At 68.7% G+C, this 15,925-nt stretch carries 17 protein-coding genes and 1 tRNA gene; 4 read left to right on the plus strand and 14 right to left on the minus strand.

Annotated elements, in window-relative coordinates:
- The first annotated feature begins 203 nt into the window (after positions 1 to 203).
- The gene (locus CFB45_RS00775) at positions 204 to 2,291 is read left to right on the plus strand and encodes a UvrD-helicase domain-containing protein (RefSeq protein ID WP_046547468.1); all 2,088 of its coding nucleotides are present in this window, start codon (positions 204 to 206) and stop codon (positions 2,289 to 2,291) included.
- Between the two features lie 111 nt (positions 2,292 to 2,402).
- Here the strand turns inward: CFB45_RS00775 and CFB45_RS00780 are convergent, their stop codons facing one another.
- Positions 2,403 to 3,293: a c-type cytochrome gene (locus tag CFB45_RS00780; RefSeq protein ID WP_089424191.1), complete on the minus strand. Its 891-nt coding sequence runs from the start codon at positions 3,291 to 3,293 to the stop codon at positions 2,403 to 2,405.
- Between the two features lie 251 nt (positions 3,294 to 3,544).
- Here CFB45_RS00780 and CFB45_RS00785 point away from each other — a divergent pair.
- A tRNA-Arg gene (locus CFB45_RS00785) sits at positions 3,545 to 3,620 on the plus strand.
- A gap of 15 nt (positions 3,621 to 3,635) precedes the next feature.
- Here the strand turns inward: CFB45_RS00785 and CFB45_RS00790 are convergent.
- The 7 genes from CFB45_RS00790 to CFB45_RS00820 form a co-directional block, all read right to left on the minus strand.
- Complete coding sequence (locus CFB45_RS00790; RefSeq protein ID WP_244115267.1) at positions 3,636 to 4,706, minus strand: tyrosine-type recombinase/integrase; 1,071 nt, start codon at positions 4,704 to 4,706, stop codon at positions 3,636 to 3,638.
- Complete coding sequence (locus CFB45_RS39315) at positions 4,619 to 5,068, minus strand: helix-turn-helix domain-containing protein (RefSeq protein WP_089424193.1); 450 nt, start codon at positions 5,066 to 5,068, stop codon at positions 4,619 to 4,621. The genes CFB45_RS00790 and CFB45_RS39315 overlap by 88 nt, the downstream gene beginning before the upstream one ends.
- Positions 5,069 to 5,077: 9 nt before the next feature.
- Positions 5,078 to 5,449, minus strand: coding sequence for a hypothetical protein (locus CFB45_RS00800; RefSeq protein WP_089424194.1), 372 nt, complete (start codon positions 5,447 to 5,449; stop codon positions 5,078 to 5,080).
- Positions 5,446 to 8,238 (minus strand): toprim domain-containing protein, encoded by a 2,793-nt coding sequence (locus CFB45_RS00805; protein ID WP_089424195.1) that lies wholly within the window; start codon positions 8,236 to 8,238, stop codon positions 5,446 to 5,448. The genes CFB45_RS00800 and CFB45_RS00805 overlap by 4 nt, the downstream gene beginning before the upstream one ends.
- A gap of 7 nt (positions 8,239 to 8,245) precedes the next feature.
- Positions 8,246 to 8,512, minus strand: a complete 267-nt coding sequence (locus CFB45_RS00810) for a hypothetical protein (RefSeq protein WP_089424196.1) — start codon at positions 8,510 to 8,512, stop codon at positions 8,246 to 8,248.
- 189 nt (positions 8,513 to 8,701) lie between these two features.
- Positions 8,702 to 8,950 (minus strand): ogr/Delta-like zinc finger family protein, encoded by a 249-nt coding sequence (locus CFB45_RS00815; protein WP_048251455.1) that lies wholly within the window; start codon positions 8,948 to 8,950, stop codon positions 8,702 to 8,704.
- A 180-nt stretch (positions 8,951 to 9,130) separates the two neighbouring features.
- A complete protein-coding gene (locus tag CFB45_RS00820) occupies positions 9,131 to 9,346 on the minus strand; it encodes a hypothetical protein (protein ID WP_089424197.1) in 216 nt (71 codons plus the stop codon).
- A 162-nt stretch (positions 9,347 to 9,508) separates the two neighbouring features.
- Here CFB45_RS00820 and CFB45_RS00825 point away from each other — a divergent pair, with 162 nt between their 5' ends.
- Together CFB45_RS00825 and CFB45_RS00830 are read left to right on the plus strand one after the other, a co-directional pair.
- Positions 9,509 to 9,928 carry a transcriptional regulator gene (locus CFB45_RS00825; protein ID WP_089424294.1) on the plus strand — a complete coding sequence of 140 codons (420 nt, stop codon included), beginning with the start codon at positions 9,509 to 9,511 and terminating at the stop codon, positions 9,926 to 9,928.
- Between the two features lie 314 nt (positions 9,929 to 10,242).
- Complete coding sequence (locus CFB45_RS00830) at positions 10,243 to 10,539, plus strand: hypothetical protein (protein WP_089424198.1); 297 nt, start codon at positions 10,243 to 10,245, stop codon at positions 10,537 to 10,539.
- Positions 10,540 to 10,712: 173 nt separating this feature from the next.
- On the opposite strand, the gene CFB45_RS00835 is transcribed toward CFB45_RS00830, so the two are convergent.
- The 6 genes from CFB45_RS00835 to CFB45_RS00860 form a co-directional block, all read right to left on the minus strand.
- Positions 10,713 to 11,783 carry a phage late control D family protein gene (locus CFB45_RS00835; protein WP_089424199.1) on the minus strand — a complete coding sequence of 357 codons (1,071 nt, stop codon included), beginning with the start codon at positions 11,781 to 11,783 and terminating at the stop codon, positions 10,713 to 10,715.
- A complete protein-coding gene (locus CFB45_RS00840) occupies positions 11,780 to 12,211 on the minus strand; it encodes a phage tail protein (RefSeq protein ID WP_069246823.1) in 432 nt (143 codons plus the stop codon). The genes CFB45_RS00835 and CFB45_RS00840 overlap by 4 nt, the downstream gene beginning before the upstream one ends.
- 24 nt (positions 12,212 to 12,235) lie before the next feature.
- Entirely contained in the window at positions 12,236 to 14,797 is a 2,562-nt protein-coding gene (locus CFB45_RS00845; protein ID WP_089424200.1) for a phage tail tape measure protein, read from the minus strand.
- A 15-nt stretch (positions 14,798 to 14,812) separates the two neighbouring features.
- On the minus strand, positions 14,813 to 14,926 hold the full coding sequence (locus CFB45_RS00850; protein ID WP_006484104.1) for a GpE family phage tail protein: 114 nt from the start codon (positions 14,924 to 14,926) through the stop codon (positions 14,813 to 14,815).
- A gap of 8 nt (positions 14,927 to 14,934) precedes the next feature.
- Complete coding sequence (locus CFB45_RS00855; protein WP_179255030.1) at positions 14,935 to 15,306, minus strand: phage tail assembly protein; 372 nt, start codon at positions 15,304 to 15,306, stop codon at positions 14,935 to 14,937.
- Between the two features lie 82 nt (positions 15,307 to 15,388).
- Complete coding sequence (locus CFB45_RS00860) at positions 15,389 to 15,898, minus strand: phage major tail tube protein (RefSeq protein ID WP_048251463.1); 510 nt, start codon at positions 15,896 to 15,898, stop codon at positions 15,389 to 15,391.
- Between the last annotated feature and the right edge of the window lie 27 nt (positions 15,899 to 15,925).

A 15,925-nucleotide genomic window follows, 5' to 3' on the forward strand; every position in this document is an offset into this window, starting at 1 on the left:
GCGCGAAAGGGGCCGGATTGGCCGAACGGACAGGGGGTGCCCGGCCGGTCGGCCCGCGCAGCCCCGCCCGGCGGCGCTCCCGAAAAGCGCGCCGCCGACGTGTTAACATGCGCGTCCTGCCCGCGTGTCCGCCTGCTTCGCCAGCCCGCCGCGCACGGCATCCTCCCGGCGTTCCGCCGTCAACCGCAACACCATCCGCCATCATGTCCGCAGGCCTGAATCCCGCCCAGAACGAAGCGGTGCGCTACCTCGACGGTCCCTGTCTCGTGCTCGCCGGCGCGGGCAGCGGCAAGACCCGCGTGATCACGCAGAAGATCGCGCACCTGATCGAAGCGAAAGGCTTCGAGCCGCGCCACATCGCCGCCGTCACGTTCACGAACAAGGCGGCCGCCGAAATGCGCGAGCGCGTGTCGAAGCTGCTCGAGGGCAAGACGCTCACCACGCCCGGCAAGGAAGGCCGCAAGGTGCCCGTCAACCAGCTCACCGTCTGCACGTTCCACTCGCTGGGCGTGCAGATCCTGCGCCAGGAGGCCGAGCACGTCGGCCTGAAGCCGCAGTTCTCGATCATGGATTCGGACGACTGCTTCGGGATGATCCAGGAGCAGATCGGCACGACCGACAAGGGCCTGATCCGCAAGATCCAGAGCACCATCTCGCTGTGGAAGAACGGCCTGATCATGCCCGAGGAAGCGATGACGATCGCGGCCAACGAGGACGAGCACCAGGCCGCGCTGGTCTACCGCAACTACGTCGCGACGCTGCATGCGTACCAGGCGGTCGACTTCGACGACCTGATCCGCCTGCCCGCCGAACTGTTCGCGAAGAACGAGCAGGTGCGCGACCGCTGGCAGAACAAGCTGCGCTATCTGCTGATCGACGAATACCAGGACACCAACGCGTGCCAGTACGAGCTGCTGAAGCTGCTCGCCGGCCCGCGCGCGGCGTTCACGGCGGTGGGCGACGACGACCAGGCGATCTACGGCTGGCGCGGCGCGACGCTCGAGAACCTCGCGCAGCTCGGCAAGGATTTCCCGAAGCTGCACCTCGTCAAGCTCGAGCAGAACTACCGGTCGACGGTGCGCATCCTGACCGCCGCGAACAACGTGATCGCGAACAACCCGAAGCTGTTCGAGAAGAAGCTGTGGTCCGAGCACGGGATGGGCGACTCGATCACCGTCACGCCGTGCAACGACGAGGAGCATGAAGCCGAATCGGTCGTGTTCCGGCTGTCCGCGCACAAGTTCGAGCGGCGCGCGCAGTTCCGCGACTACGCGATCCTGTATCGCGGCAACTTCCAGGCGCGGATCTTCGAGCAGGTGCTGCGCCGCGAGCGGATTCCGTACGTGCTGTCGGGCGGCCAGTCGTTCTTCGACAAGGCCGAGATCAAGGATCTGTGCGCATACCTGCGGCTGATCGCGAACGCCGACGACGATCCCGCGTTCATCCGCGCCGTCACCACGCCGCGCCGCGGGATCGGCAACACGACGCTCGAAGCGCTCGGCTCGTTCGCGGGCCAGGCGAAGGTGTCGCTGTTCGAGGCCGTGTACATGGGCGGGATCGAGGCGCGGCTGTCCGCGCGCCAGGTCGAGCCGCTGCGGATGTTCTGCGACTTCATTCAGCGCCTGACCGAGCGTGCGGACAAGGATCCCGCCACCGCCGTGCTCGACGACATGATGGAGGCGATCCACTACGAGGCGTACCTGTACGACGCGTTCGACGAACGGCAGGCGCAGTCGAAGTGGCAGAACGTGCTCGAATTCCTCGAATGGCTGAAGCGCAAGGGCACCAAGCCCGAGACGGAAGCGGTCGACGGCGAGGCGGAAGGCTTCCACAACGCGGACGGGCTCGCCGATACCGGCAAGAACCTGCTCGGCCTGATCCAGACCGTCGCGCTGATGTCGATGCTCGAGGGCAAGGACGAGGATCCGGATGCGGTGCGGCTGTCGACGGTCCATGCGTCGAAGGGGCTCGAGTATCCGCACGTGTTCCTGGTCGGCGTCGAGGAAGGCATCATGCCGCACCGCGGCGGCTCCGAGGACGACGGCCCGATCGACAACGAGCGGATCGAGGAGGAGCGCCGGCTGATGTACGTCGCGATCACGCGCGCGCAGCGCAGCCTGCACCTGAACTGGTGCAAGAAGCGCAAGCGGGCGCGCGAGACGGTCGTGTGCGAACCGTCGCGCTTCATCCCGGAGATGGGGCTCGACGACGCGCCGCCGCCGACGCCGGAAGAGGCGCCGATGTCGCCGAAGGATCGGCTCGCGAGCCTGAAGGCGTTGCTGCAGAAGTGACGCGGCGGCGCCGGGCGCATGGCGCTCCGGCGCTCCAGAGGTTCGCCCGCAAAACAAAACCCCCGCGACGCACACGCATCGCGGGGGTTTTTTACTGACGGCCGGTTGGGATTACTTCGACGCGTTGACCATGTAGTCGACGGCGGCCTTCACGTCGGCGTCCGACGCGTTCGACCCGCCCTTCGGCGGCATCGCGCCCTTGCCGTGCAGCGCGTAGTTGTAGACCGTGTCCATCGAGTCCTTCAGGCGCGGCGCCCAGTCTTCCTTGCTGCCGAACTTCGGCGCGCCGAGCACGCCCGCCGCGTGGCAGGCCTGGCAGGTCGACGTGTACAGCGCCTTGCCGGCGTCGGCGCCGGCCGGGGCGGCCGCTGCCGCGGGCGCTTCACCGGCCTTCGGGAGCGCGGCGATTGCCGCCTGGGCCGCGGCGATTTGCGCGCTGGCGGCGTCCGCCGTGCCCGACGCGGCTGCGGCGCCGCTGGCGGATTGCGCCGCGTTGGCGGCCGGCGCGGCCGGTTCGGGGAAGTTCGCGCCGTCGTTGTTCGCCATGTAGACGATCGCACGGGCGATTTCATAGTCGCTGACGTCGTCGGGGCTCGTGCCGCCGCGCGGCGGCATCGCGCCCTTGCCGGCCAGCGCCGTCTTCAGCAGCGTGTCGAAGCCTTGCGAGATGCGCGGCGCCCAGTCGTCCTTGTTGCCGAACTTCGGCGCGCCGGCGGCGCCCGTGCCGTGGCAGGTCACGCAGACGGCCTTGTAGACTTCCTCGCCGGTCTTGTACGTGCGGGGCGCGTTGGCGTCCTTCACGTCGACCTTCGCGAGCGGGGCGACACGTGCGGCGACCTGTTCGTCGGATAGCGCGTCCGTGCCGGCGCCGGCACGGAACGCATGGTTCGCATAGTTGGCGAACAGGACGATCAGGATGATCGGAATCGCGAACGACGCGATGATGACGGCAATCAGCTGCCCGGGGGTTTTGACGGGAGATTCGTGGGGTGCTTCGCTCATGCTTGCCTCGTCTCCGTGATTAGGAATTGTGAGCGCGGTGCAACGGCAAATGGCAGTCCAATGAAGCCCGGTCGATTATAGACGGAACGTTTACATCACGGCGAGCGGTGCGATGGCGCGTGTTTACCCGCACGCGGCCCGGCCCGGCGGGGATTCGTCGGGCAAGGTGGACGCGTCATGGGAAACCGGGTATCCTTGCCGTCTTGCCAATCGTGGGCGGCCTGTATATTGGGGTCGCTTCACTGTCACAGGCGCCCGTAGCTCAATGGATAGAGTACTGCCCTCCGAAGGCAGGGGTTGCTGGTTCGATCCCAGCCGGGCGCGCCAAGCCTAGTCAGGCTCTCAGCGGTTTTCTCCGTTCGTCGCACTGTCTCGTTGCAGCTGAATTGCAGCTGGCACCGGCACGGGCTCGGCCGTCAGCGGCGTGACCCATTGCGCGAGGTGATCGGCCGACAGGTGCGCGTACCGCTGCACCATTTCCATCGTCTCCCATCCGCCCAGCTCTTTGAGCACCTGCAGCGGCGTGCCGCGCTGCACGTGCCAGCTCGCCCACGTATGACGCAGGTCGTGCCAGCGGAAATCGCTCAGGCCGGCACGCTGCAGCGCCTTGGCCCAGGCGGCCGTCGCCGTCTGGTAGACCGGCCTGCCGCGATAGGTGAACACGCTGTCCGCGCACTCCGGCGCCCGCGGGTTCGCGTGCTGGCGGCGCAGCACGGCGATCGCGGTTTCCGAAAGCGGCACCGTGATGGCCTTGCGGGCCTTCGCCTGGTCCGGGTGGATCCACGCGACGCGCCGCGCGAGGTCGACTTGCGACCACCGCAGCCCCGTCACGTTGGCGCGGCGCAGGCCGGTCTCCAGACTGAAACGCGCCATGTCGGCGAGATGCGCGGGCAGTTCGGCGAGCAGCCGTTCCGCTTCGGCCGGGGTCAGCCAGCGGATGCGTTTCGAGACGATCTTCGCGCGTTTCGTGACCGGCGCGCGCTCCAGCCATTCCCATTCGACCGCCGCATTCAACACCGACTTCAGCACGCCGATCACGCGACGCACAGTGCCGTCGCTGACGGCCCGGTCGGTCTCGACGATGCCGTGCCGGGTGCGCACCGTGCGCGGCTCCTGGCGCTTCGCGAGCGCGATCGCGTCGACGCGGTTGCGGTCGATATCGGCGAGCGCGACGCCGGACAGGTGCCGGTCGAGCCAGCGCAGGTGAATCTTCGACGTTTCCAGGCTGGCGAGGCCCGCGCGTTCGCCGACGTAGCGCACGACCGCGTCGTTCCACGAATGGCGCGGCTTCGTGCCGAGCCGCGCCTGGTTCCACAGGTCGACCTTCAGCCGGTCGTGGAATTCCTGGGCCTGCGCTTTGTCGCGGGTGCCAGTGCTTCCCTGTACCGGCGGTCCGCCGCCAGGGGGGTACAGCTTGTATTGCCAGTTCGGGCTGGTCTTGCGCTTGTAGAGCGACATGGGCGGGTTTCCTCTTGCTGATCGTGATGGGCGACGGGCGGGAGCCATTCGCCGGCGAGGTAGCGCTGCAGGGCGGCGACGGAAAAGATCCAGCGCTTGCCGACCTTGCGGCCGGGCAGCGCGCCGGCCCTGGCCTTCAGGCGCACCGTTTCGGGATGGGCGCCGAGCAGCGCCGCGGCGCCGGCCAGGTCGACGGTGGCCGGATGCGCGCTGTCGGCAGGCCGCCCGCCGGGCGGGCACGCAGCGCAACTCGTGGAAGGATGGTTCGCGTGTGAAGAGTGCATAACACGTTGATGTTCAAGCGTTTTGTTGGCCATCGGTTGCCATCATTCAGGCGTGTCGAGCGCGTGGAACCCGTGGCGCGAAATCGCTGCATCGCCGGCGACCGATGGCAATGCGGCGCCGACTCGTGGCGCGCGATGGCGGCTCGTCGCCGTGGCTTCCCGGTTCTCTTTCTTCTTTTTCTTCAATGAGTTGAAGAGAGAGAAAGAAGAAGGGGCCGCCGCCGGCGCACCGGCCGGACTCATGGCAAAAGCGGCATGACACGTGGCGAACCCGGCGTGAGGCAGGGCGGCAGTTTCCTCAGGAATCAAGGACTTGCGAGCCGTCACCCGCGACAACCACGACTCGCGTGCGCTGCCTGCCCACTCCCGGCGGGTTCCGCCGTGCGGTGGTTGGCCGGACAGGGCGCGGCTCATGCGCGGCCTCCCTGCAGCGCGTCGGTCGCCAGGTCCTCCCGCACCGACACGTGCAGGCCGAATGCGGCCAGGCGCTCGAGCGACACCGGCGTCAGGTACGGCACGCGGCGCATGTAGATGCGGCGCTCGACCTCCTTCTCGCCGACCACGACGCCGGCGTGCTTGAGCTGCGCCTTGAACACGCGGTCGGACTTCACCGGCAGGCCGTTCCACTTGTCGCGCAGCGCGCTCGTGTGCGCGAGGTGATCCATCACGTGCCCGGTGCGCAGCAGCAGGCAGAATTCGCCGTCGACGGTGTCGAACGTGTACGGATGCTTGTAGTTGCCGCCGTCGATTTCCGACAGCACCGTTTCCATGATCCAGACCCACGGCTCGCGGTCGGCGCTGGTTTCGGCGACGTGGCCGTTCATCTCGGCGATCAGGTCGCGCGGGAACTCGCCTTCGCTCGGGTCCATGCCGGCGAATTCGCACAGGTAGCGCCACGCGAGCCCGATCGCCGCGTAGTTGCCGGCCATGCGCCGCGCGCCGTCGTCCTCGCCGCTCGCGCGGCAGCCGGCGAGTGCCTGGTCGCGCAGCGTCGCGTACTGGTCGAGCGCGGTGCGCCGGTCGAGGCCGGTCAGGAACTCGAGCCATTGGCGGACCGGGAAACGCGGCAGGTCGTCGGGCAGCAGCGGCCCGCGCTTGCCGGTCAGCGTCGTGCGCACGAGCTTGCCGAGCAGGCTGCGCACCGGCACGTCCTCGCCGGCGAGCATCACCGGTGCGCACAGCAGGTATTCAGTCATGTCGGTGCCGCGCCGCGTCACCGTGTACTGGTAGTTCTCCTGCAGCAGCCCGACCGCCTTGTCGATCACGTCCTGCCGCCGTGCCGACAGCTCTTCCCAGCCGACCGGGTGGCTCGTGTGACTGATGCTGGTCAGCAGGCGGAATTCGGTCTGCAGCGATTGCCCCGAGAACATCGTGAACGCGAGCGAGCGCTCGAGCCGCTTGATGAGCGTCGACTTGCCCGCGCCCTTGTTCGCCTGGACCGTCAGATGCGGCCAGAAGCCGAGCAGCGCCTTCAGGTGGCCGCCGAGCGCCCACACGAGCGGGATCGTCGCGGCGTTCTGCCGGAACGTCGTCTGGTAGGCGGCGATCACGCGGCGCGCGTCGCTCACTGGGCCGCCCGGGAACGTGAGGTTGTGATACGGGCACTGCTTGTCCGCTTCGGTGAAGTAGCAGTCGGGGCCTTCGTTGACGATCAGCCGCCCGTCGCGCCACGCGAGCCCGACGAAGTTCGCGGCCCGGCGCGCGCCGAGATCGGCGCCGCGCTCGAGGATGTTCACCATCCGCTTGAACGGCGCCGGCGCCCAGATCGGGCCGAACTTGCTCCACTGGTCGACGTTGTGCAGCTGGTCGTCGAGCATCACGCGGCGGATCAGCTGCGCACCGTGCCGCGGCGCCTGCACCGACACGGCGAAGTAGACGGTGGGCGCCTGGTCGGCGTCGCCCGTCATCGTCGACGTCGCGCTCGCGACGGCCACGCGGCTGATGCCGGCGATGCGGAAGCCGCACAGGTCGGTCATCACGGGCGTCTCGACGCCGGATTCCTCGTTGCGATCCATCTTGGTGATGTAGTTCGTGAAGTCGGGCCGCACGCGAAACCGCCAGTACTGCGCGAAATCGTGCGCCGGCAGGAAGATGCGCGGCCGGCCGCGGCGCGAGGCGTCGCCCGGCAGGCCGGCGACGAGCCACGGCTCGAGCTGGTCGAGCGCGCGCGCGAGGTCGGCCGGGCCGCGCAGCTGCAGGTAGTCGTTCACGTCGTTGATCGGCGTGCGCTTGGCGTCGCCGTCCGCCAGATCCGCCAGCCAGTCCGACTGGTCGACCAGCACCGCACTGATGTCGAGCGCGGTCAGCCGTTCATGGAGCGCCCACGCGGCCTCGGGGCCGGGGCGCTGCCCGGCGCGCGGGTGGCCTTCCGCGAACGGCTCGTCGTTGTCCAGGCAGATCGTGACCTGCTTGCCGCGCAGGAACGCGAAGTCGATGCGCTCGACGTTCGCGAGGCCGCGCAGCGCCAGCGCGGCCGTACCGGGCAGCGCGCAGGTGTCGATCGACAGCGCGTTGATCGCGCTTTCGACGATGATCACGCGTTTCGCGCGCTCGAGCCGGCGCGCGTCGGCGGTCCAGCCGTAGCCGGCCTTGTCGCCCTGGGTCTGCGTCTTGACGCCGCCGTTGAGCGCGGGGTCGACGTAGCGCATGTCGACCGCGACGACGCGCGCATCGCCCGGCGCGCGCACCACGAACGCGGCGGCGGGGCCGCCGTGGCCGACGTCGCCGGCGGCGATCTTCGGGCTCGTCCACGAATTGAAGCCGAGCGTGCGCGCCGCGAACGCCGCGTCGAGCGCCGCGGCGGAGATGCCGCGGCCGCCGAGGTAGTCGCGCACGCGATCGCGCTCGGCCGTGCAGCGGTCGGCGATGTATTCGACGGTGGATTTCTCGCGGCGCTCGGCGGGGGCCGGGCGCTCGGACGGGAGGCCATACGCGTCGTGGAGATAGCGGACGGCGTCGGCCACCGTGCCGCCGCGCGCGTGGATCACGAGGTCGATGCACGAGCCGCCGGCGTCGGCGCTGTGATCGCGCCAGCCGGTGCCGTACTTCGGGTGATTCGCATAGATCGACAGCGACGGGCTCCGGTCCGCGTGCTGCGGCGAGTGATAGAGCGCGCGGTCGCCGCCGCGGCCGCGCTTCAGGCCGAGGCGGCCGGCGAGGTCATGCAGGTCGATGTGTCGTTTCAGTTCGTCGATCGAGGCCATATCTTCGTCATTGCTGCCGTTCGGGTTGCGGTGATGCGGGCGGCGCGGGATGGCCCGTCGCGGCCGGTGAATGGGCGAGCGCGCGCAGCGCGGCGGCGGATTGCGGAAAGCCGAGCGCGAGGCGATCAGCGAGCGCCGACACGAAGCGGCCGAGCGTGCGTTGCCGCTCGGGGCTGTCCGGCGGGGCGTCGAAGCTCAGCGTGTCGGCGGCCGCCGCGATGGCGGCGCGCAGCGCGGCGTCGTGCGGCGCGGGTTCGGTGGCGTAGCGGTTCATGGGCGCGCCTCCTGGTAATCGACCGGTGCGCATCGCGCGGGGTGGCGGACCATCGCCGGGCCGGCGGGGCATTGGACGGCGCGGCCCGCTTGGATCGGGATCATGAGGTGTCCTTTTCAATGGCAAAGGCGATCCCTCGCGCCGTTCAGGCACGATGCGAGGGAAACGCGGGAACGAGGGGTTAGGGCGTCAGACCGGCAGCTCGAGTTGCGCGGCCAGGCGTTCGCGGACGTGCGGCGAAAGCGGCAACTGCAACGCGAGGTTCGGGACGGCGGACGGCGACAGCGTGCGGGCGAATTCCATGTTGACGACGTACGTGTGGCCGCACTCCGGATTCGCGCACTGGAAAGTGATTTCGCGGAACGTCAGCGACATTTCGCGGCTGCTGCGCGCGGTGGCGCGGGTGCGGCAGTGCGGGCAACGGTTCAGGATTCGCATGGGGTCGTGCTCCGGGCGAGAGTCTGCGCAGGGCCGGACGGGCAGCGGGCTGCGCGGGCGATCCGGCTGCATCGCTGGCCGATCGGCGGATGGTTGCGGGCGTGCGCGCGGTTCACAATCGACGTTGCGGGCACGGACGGTCGGGCGCGTTCGACGGTGCGGAACATGACAGCGCCCGGTTCAACGGCCGGCGGTGCGCGAGCGCGGCGCCGCGATTGAGCGCAGGTGGCTCGCGCCGATGCGGATCAGTTCGCGCGCCATGCTGGAGATCGAGCGGTTGCGCTGCGCGGCGAGCTGCTCGAGCTCGCCGCGTTCGACCGGCGTCAGCCCCACGTAGACGGGTTTGTCCGACATCGTGCCGCGCGGCGAACGGCGCGGGCCTTTGGGAGTAGTCATGGTCGGTATACTTTGTCGAGATAGTCTTGCGTTACGGTAAGGCCAGTGTAATGAGCAAAAAACAGCGCGTCAATTGTTAATGGGTAATTTATGACACAAATCGGGAGTCGCTTGCGGGACGAGCGCTTGCGGATCGGGCTCAGCCAGGATGAGTTTGCGACCGTGGGCGGTGTCGCGAGGCGCTCGCAGTCGGCGTACGAGTCGGATGAGCGCTCTCCCGACGCGTCCTATCTGCTGGCCGTTCGCGAGATCGGTGTCGATATCGGCTACGTGCTGACCGGCGAACGGTCCACGGCAGGCGAACCGGCGTCGGAGGCCGGCGGCCGCGACGCGGACGAAGCCGACGTGCTGGCGATGTACCGGCAGCTCAACGACGCAGGCAAGGCATCGCTGCACGCGTTTCTCGCCAGCTGCATCAGCACGGGCGCGATGGTGCAGGCGACGCCGGCGCGACGCGCGAAGCGCCTGCCGGAGAATCGCCGTGCGGCACTCGATCAGCGCACGGCGGAAAACGTCGAGCGCGCGATGGCCGAGGTCGAACGGCTGAAGTCCGAGCGCGCGGCGAAGCAACCGAAGAAGTAAGGGGCCGCGCGGCCCGGCGCACGCGCTGCCGCGCATGCCGGCAGCGCGCTGCATGCGGCCACGCGCTGCCCGATCCGGGCCGCAGCGCATGCGGCGGCGCGGGCGGCCCATCCCCTTTCCGTTTCCCCGATTCCACGGCGGTGTGCCGAGCGCGCCGCGCAAGCGCATCGGATAAAATCGGACGAATCACTGTATATCCATACAGTATTGGTTTAGCATTCTGAAAGCCGGTGAGCTGGCGGCGGGGCGTTCCGAGGCGACCCGTCGTGTCAGGCGGCCCCCGGTGGATGACTGAGTTTGCGGAGACCGGAAAAATGGACACCAACAGGAAGCACGACATCGGGACGATCGGCGCGTCGGCGCGCGCCGACCATCGCGCGGACCCGCGCGGATCGACGATGGGCCCGCCGCGATATCGTCCGGACCTGACCGAAGACGAACGGGCCGACGCGCACGCAAAGATCGACAGCGCGATGCTGTCGGTCGGGCAGGTGCTCGAGGCCGCGCTGCAGGCGATGGCCAATTTGCGCGATGCGCGTGCCACGTTGCAGCAATGCGGCGACGCGCGCGACACGCGCATGGCGCTCGGCGGGCGTCAGCAATCGAGCTGAACCGCCACCACGCCTTCCCGCCGGCCGGCATTCGCTCCGGCCGCTGCATCGAATCCGAGCCGCGCACCCCGCGCATTGCCTCGCCCCGCCCACCGGGATCCTGAGTTCGCCACCGCGATCGCCGGCACGCGATCGCGTGCCGGGCATCGCGGCCCTGGCCGTTACTTCACCCGTCAGCGCTTGTCGGTTCGACCCGACTGCTTCGGCGCATCTCGTACCTCGAGCTCGAGCGCGGTCGTGAACCCGCCGTCGCCGATCGTATGCGTGGCCTTCTTCACGAGCCACGGCGTCTCGTCGATTTCCGGCTTGAACCCTGTCACGGTGACGGGCATTTCGGGAAACAGTTCGGGCCGGCCCAGTGCGAGCGTGTAGCTCAGCGTCGACTGGCCGCGCTGCGTGCGCGCATAGTCGGCTTGCGCGGCCGCCCGGGCCTCGGCTTCCGTCGCGTAATCCTCGGGCAGCACCTTGACGTTCTTGCCTTTTGCGTCGCCGACGACCACCGACAGGCGCCGCGCGCTACCGTTCGAGTGATAGTGCGCGCGCACCGACGTGTAATCGTCGCGCTGCGCGATGTGGTAGCGATGCTGGTCGCCGCTCGCGCGGGTGAGGGCCAGCACGTCGAGCGGCTTGCCGCTGACGGTCTTGCCGCTGCCGATCGGCGTGAACAGCAGGCGCTTGTCCTTCACGGTCATCACCGCGTCGTAGCGCCTGGCGAGGCGCGTCAGGAACGACATGTCGGATTCCTGCGTCTGGTCGACATGGTCGATCCGCGTCGCGGCGAGCGTGGCGTCGACGGCGACCGTGAGCCCGTGGCGCGTCGCGATGGTGCGCACGATCGCGCCGATCGTCTGCCGGTGCCAGCTTTTCTCGCGGCGCTCGTGCATGCCCTTCGTCATCGATGCCGAGCGCGCGCGGATCGTGATGACGTCCGGTGCGCCGCCGTGCTCGACCTCGTCGACCGTGAACGCGCCCTTGTCGACGAGCGGCTCGCCGACCCAGCCGATCGACAGCTTGATGCTCGCGCCGCGCTTCGGAATCGCGAACGTGCCGCGCGCGTCGTCGAGCACCAGGTCGAGCATGTCGGCCTCGTCCGCGCGCGACTCCGACAGCGACAGGCTGATGAGGTTGGGCGCGATCAGGCGCGACAGGTCGCGGCCGTCGAGCGTGATCCGATAGTCGGCCTGCGGCTGCACGCGGCCCGCGCGGGCCTGCGCGTCGCCCGGCTTGCGTTCCAGCGTGCTCATTGCTCGTCCGCTCCGCTTTCGTCGTCCTGCTGCGGCTCGGCCAGCACGCCGTCGTCCACGCGCTTGAGCGTCAGCGTGAACGCGATCTTGCGCGCGATGCCTTCCTTCGTGTGATACGTGGCCGTCTCGTTGAGGCTGTCGATCACGTACGCGCCGTACACGTTGCCGTTCCCGTCGACGAGCACGTAGGCATCGCCGGCGTCGCCCATCCGGGCGAGCGCCTCGATCGACGCGATCTCGCCGATGCCGTTGTCGGGGGCGACGATACCGGACAGGGTGATCGTGTCGTCGCCGGCGCCGGTGAACTGGCTCGCATCGCGCACGCCGATGCGCGAGCTGGTGCGGTGCTTCCAGTTGCGCTGGCGCTGGAGCTCCTGGTACGGCGTGGTCGCCAGGCTGAAAACGAACTGGTCGAGCGACATCATCATGGGCGGGTTTCCTTCAACGAACGATCAATCGGACAGGCGCGAGCCGGCGCGCGACGCCTTCGCGCGTTCGGCGCGTTCGAGCTCGGCGCGCACCATGCGGGCGATCTCCGCCGCATCGGCGCCGGGCGGCGGCGCGATGTTGATGGTGACGGGGCCGCTCGCGGGCGCGGCGCTGGCGGCAGCGACGGCCGGCGCCGTGAGCGGTGCACGGTAGTCGAGCGACAGGTTGTAGCGCTCGAGCGGGGCGGCGGCGGCGATCGCGGGGCTCGCGGCGAACGCGGGCGGGCCGACCAGCGCGGCGGTGGTCGTGAGGGCGGCGGCGGTGCGGGCCATGAGCGACGGGGCGCCGGCCGTGGCGTCGTCGGGCGTGGTCGACGCCTTTATGCCGAGTTTCTCCTTGGCCCAGTCGCGCATCGAACTGCCCAGGCCGCCGACCGTCTCCTTCACCGCGACGAAGCGGCTCTTGATGCCGTCGACGAGCCCCGACACCAGGCTGGCGCCGATTTCCTGGAAGCGCGTGCCGATGTCGCCGAACCAGTCGCCGATGCCGCCGATCGCGGTCTTCACCCACTCGACGGTGGCGTCCCATTTCGCGGTGATCCAGTCGCCGGCCGCGCCGAACGCGCCCTTGATGGTTTCCCACAGCGCGATGAACTTCGGGCCGAGCGTGTCCCAGTTCTGCCAGACGTAGATGGCGGCCGCTGCAATCAGGCTGATCACGGCGATCACCGGATTCGCCAGCGCGAGCCGGCCAAGCACCATGAACGCCTGCCCGACGAGCCTGAACGCGCTGACCATCGACGTCGCGAAGCGGAGCACGTTCACCGATCCGAGCACGTTGCCGAAGACGCTCGCCAGCGTGCCGACGACCGTGAGTACGCCGCCCAGCCCGGCGAAAGCCGTGGCGAGGATGCGGGTGGCCGTGCCGTGTTCGCGCACGAACTTCACGATCTTCTCGAGCACGGTGGCCGTGACGTCCAGCGCCGCGTTGTACATCGGCGTGATCTTCTCGCCGATCTCGAGCTTCAGGTCACGCAACCGCGCGAGGACGACGAGCTCGCGGCCCGCGGTCGAATCCGCGGCCTTCGCCCGCATGCCGGTGACGCCGTCGGCGGCGGCGCTCTGCCGCTCGGTGTCGTGGATCTGCTCGCGCTGGTCATACATCGTGGTGAGCAGGCTTCCGGCGGCTTTGTCGGGGAACAGTTTCGCCAACTCGGCCTTGACCTTGTCGGGGCTCGTGATGCCCTTGGCGGCGAGCCTCGGCAGCAGCACCTTTTCGAGCCATTCGAACGGCGACGCCTGCAGCATGTCGCTGCCTGCCAGCGCGCCCGGCTTGAGCCCGGCGATCGCACCGTTCTTCCGGTGCGTGAGCCCTTTCGGATCGACGAGGCCGAGCGCCGCCAGCCGTCGCGCGGCGAGTGCGGACGCCTTGCCCTCGAGCACGCTGCCGGACAGGGCGGCCAGGCCTGCGCCGGCCGACTTGCCGCCCAGCTTTTCGATGAGCGGCTGCATCTGGTAATAGAACGCGTCCGTGCGCAACTTCTTGGCCGCGTTGCCGCCCGATTCGGCGAAGTTGTTCCACTCGTCGCCGCTGACCTTGCCGCCGGTCGCGGTCTGCATCTTCTGCACGATGTTCGCTTCGGCGCCGAACGCCGCTTCGCTCTTCGTGCCGCCGCGCAGGTCGATCACCTTCAGCATGCTCATGAACTGGTCGACGTTCTTTTTCGCGTCTTCCTTGCCGTACAGCGCCTCGTTCGCGAATTTCATCGAGGACAGCAACGGCAGCGCGACCCGCGCATGCTGTTCGTCGCCGCCGAACTCGGTCAGCGATTCGCGCATCAGCGCCAGGTTGTCGATGGTCGACAGCCCCGGGGCCTGCTGCGCGCGCGCGAACTTCACCGCGTCGGCCGACGCACCCGCCGCACGCATGCGCAGCGTTTCGCTTTCGGCCTGCTTCGCGGCGTCGAGCGGATCGGACAGCATGCCGAGCATGTTCTTGCCGGCGCCCTTGACCGTCTCGCCGCGCTTCGCCCACTTCTCGCCGACGCCGCGCAGTGCGTCGATCCTGGCGCGCCGGGCGTCGGCTTGCTGCTGGCGCCGGGTGTCGTACCCGCGCACCCCCGCGTCGATCATCGACGCACGCGACGCCATCGTCGCGCGGAGGTTGCGCTCGTCCCGCGACAGGTTGCGCGTGTCGATGCCCGCGCCGGCGAGCTGGGTGCGCATGGCTTGTACGCGGCCGGCCTGGTAGTGGTGCGCGGACGCCAGATTCTCGGCCGCGCGTTGCGCCTTGTTGAAGTCGCTGATCATCTGTTGCGACGGCGAGCGGGTCGCGCGCAGCGACTGGGCGAGCGTGTCGACGCGTGCGCGTGCCGCCGAGAGGTCCGATGCCGTCGTGGCGAGGCCCTTGCGCATCTCGCGAAACTCGCCGATGCGCTTCTGCGTCTTCGCCATGTCATCCAGCTCGCGGCGGGTCGCCCGCAGCGAATCGGCCAGCCCCTTGTTGCCGGTCAGCATCATTTGCAGGGGCTTCGTCATGTTGTCGACCATGTCGAACATGACGCGCAGTTTCGTGGTGTTGTCCATCGTCGATCGTTTCGCTCATTGGGCGCCGGCGCGTACTCGGGCGCGCTCGCGCCAGTCCATCAGCTCGGCCAGGCTGAAGGCATCCATCACGGGCGGTGTCCAGCCGAACACCGTCGCGATGTCTGCCATCGGGTCTTCTACGCGGTCTGGGAGGCCAGTCGGGATTTCACGGCCTTCGGCATCAAAAAACCGGCGAAGATGCCTCCCAGCTGCACGAGGTCGGCGGGGTCGATGCCGGCGACGTCGGCTTCGGTCAGCATCGGCGAGCTGATGCGCGGCAGTACTTTCGACAGCGCGACGACGTCGAGGCTGACGAGGTCGGACAGCGATACGCCGCGCAGTTCGCCCGATTTCGGCTTGCGCAGCGTGATCGACGTGATCGTCTGGTTGCCGCGCACGAGCGGGGTGTCGAGCGTGTGCGTGGCCGGATCGTCCTGGTCGGGCGCGGCGACGACGGCGACGGTGGACGCATCGGCCTGCGAGTCGTTCGCGGCCGGGTCGGGTTGCATCGGATTCATGGTGGTCCTGTCGGTGATCAAGCGGGGGAAGGGCGAGGAAGGGCCCGGCCGGCGTAACCGGCCGGGCGGCGGATTACAGGCCGATCGCGTTGCGCAGCGCCGCGAACAGGTCGTTGCCGTTGACCTTCTCGATCATGTTGACGAAGTCGATCTCGATCACGTCCTGGCCGTTCACGGACAGCTTGTAGTAGCTGGCGACGGTCGTGACCTTGAACGCGGTGTCTTCCTTCGACTTCGCGGTGCCCGGGTCGATTTCGCTGTGGCGGCCGCGGATGACGATCTCGATCGCGTCGACGTTGGTCGAATCCTCGGACTGGTAGCCGCCGGCGAAGCGCAGCAGCACGCCGTCGTGCTTCGTGATCGCGTATTGGCCGAGCACGGAGCGCATGAAGCCGCCGCAGGTCCATTCGAGCTGGATCCCTTCCTGCCCGAAGTCGACCTTGATCGGGCCGCTCATGCCGCCGCCCTGGTAGTCCTCCATCTTGCGCGTGAGCTTCGGCAGCGTGACTTCGACAACCTGGCCGACGAAGTTCTCGCCGTTCTGGAACAGGTTGAATCCCTTGAGTTTGCGAGGCATACCCATCGTGTTTGACTCCTGGTGAGGCCGGTC

Origin of the sequence: Burkholderia sp. HI2500 (genome assembly GCF_002223055.1) — a bacterium.
Classification (GTDB): domain Bacteria; phylum Pseudomonadota; class Gammaproteobacteria; order Burkholderiales; family Burkholderiaceae; genus Burkholderia.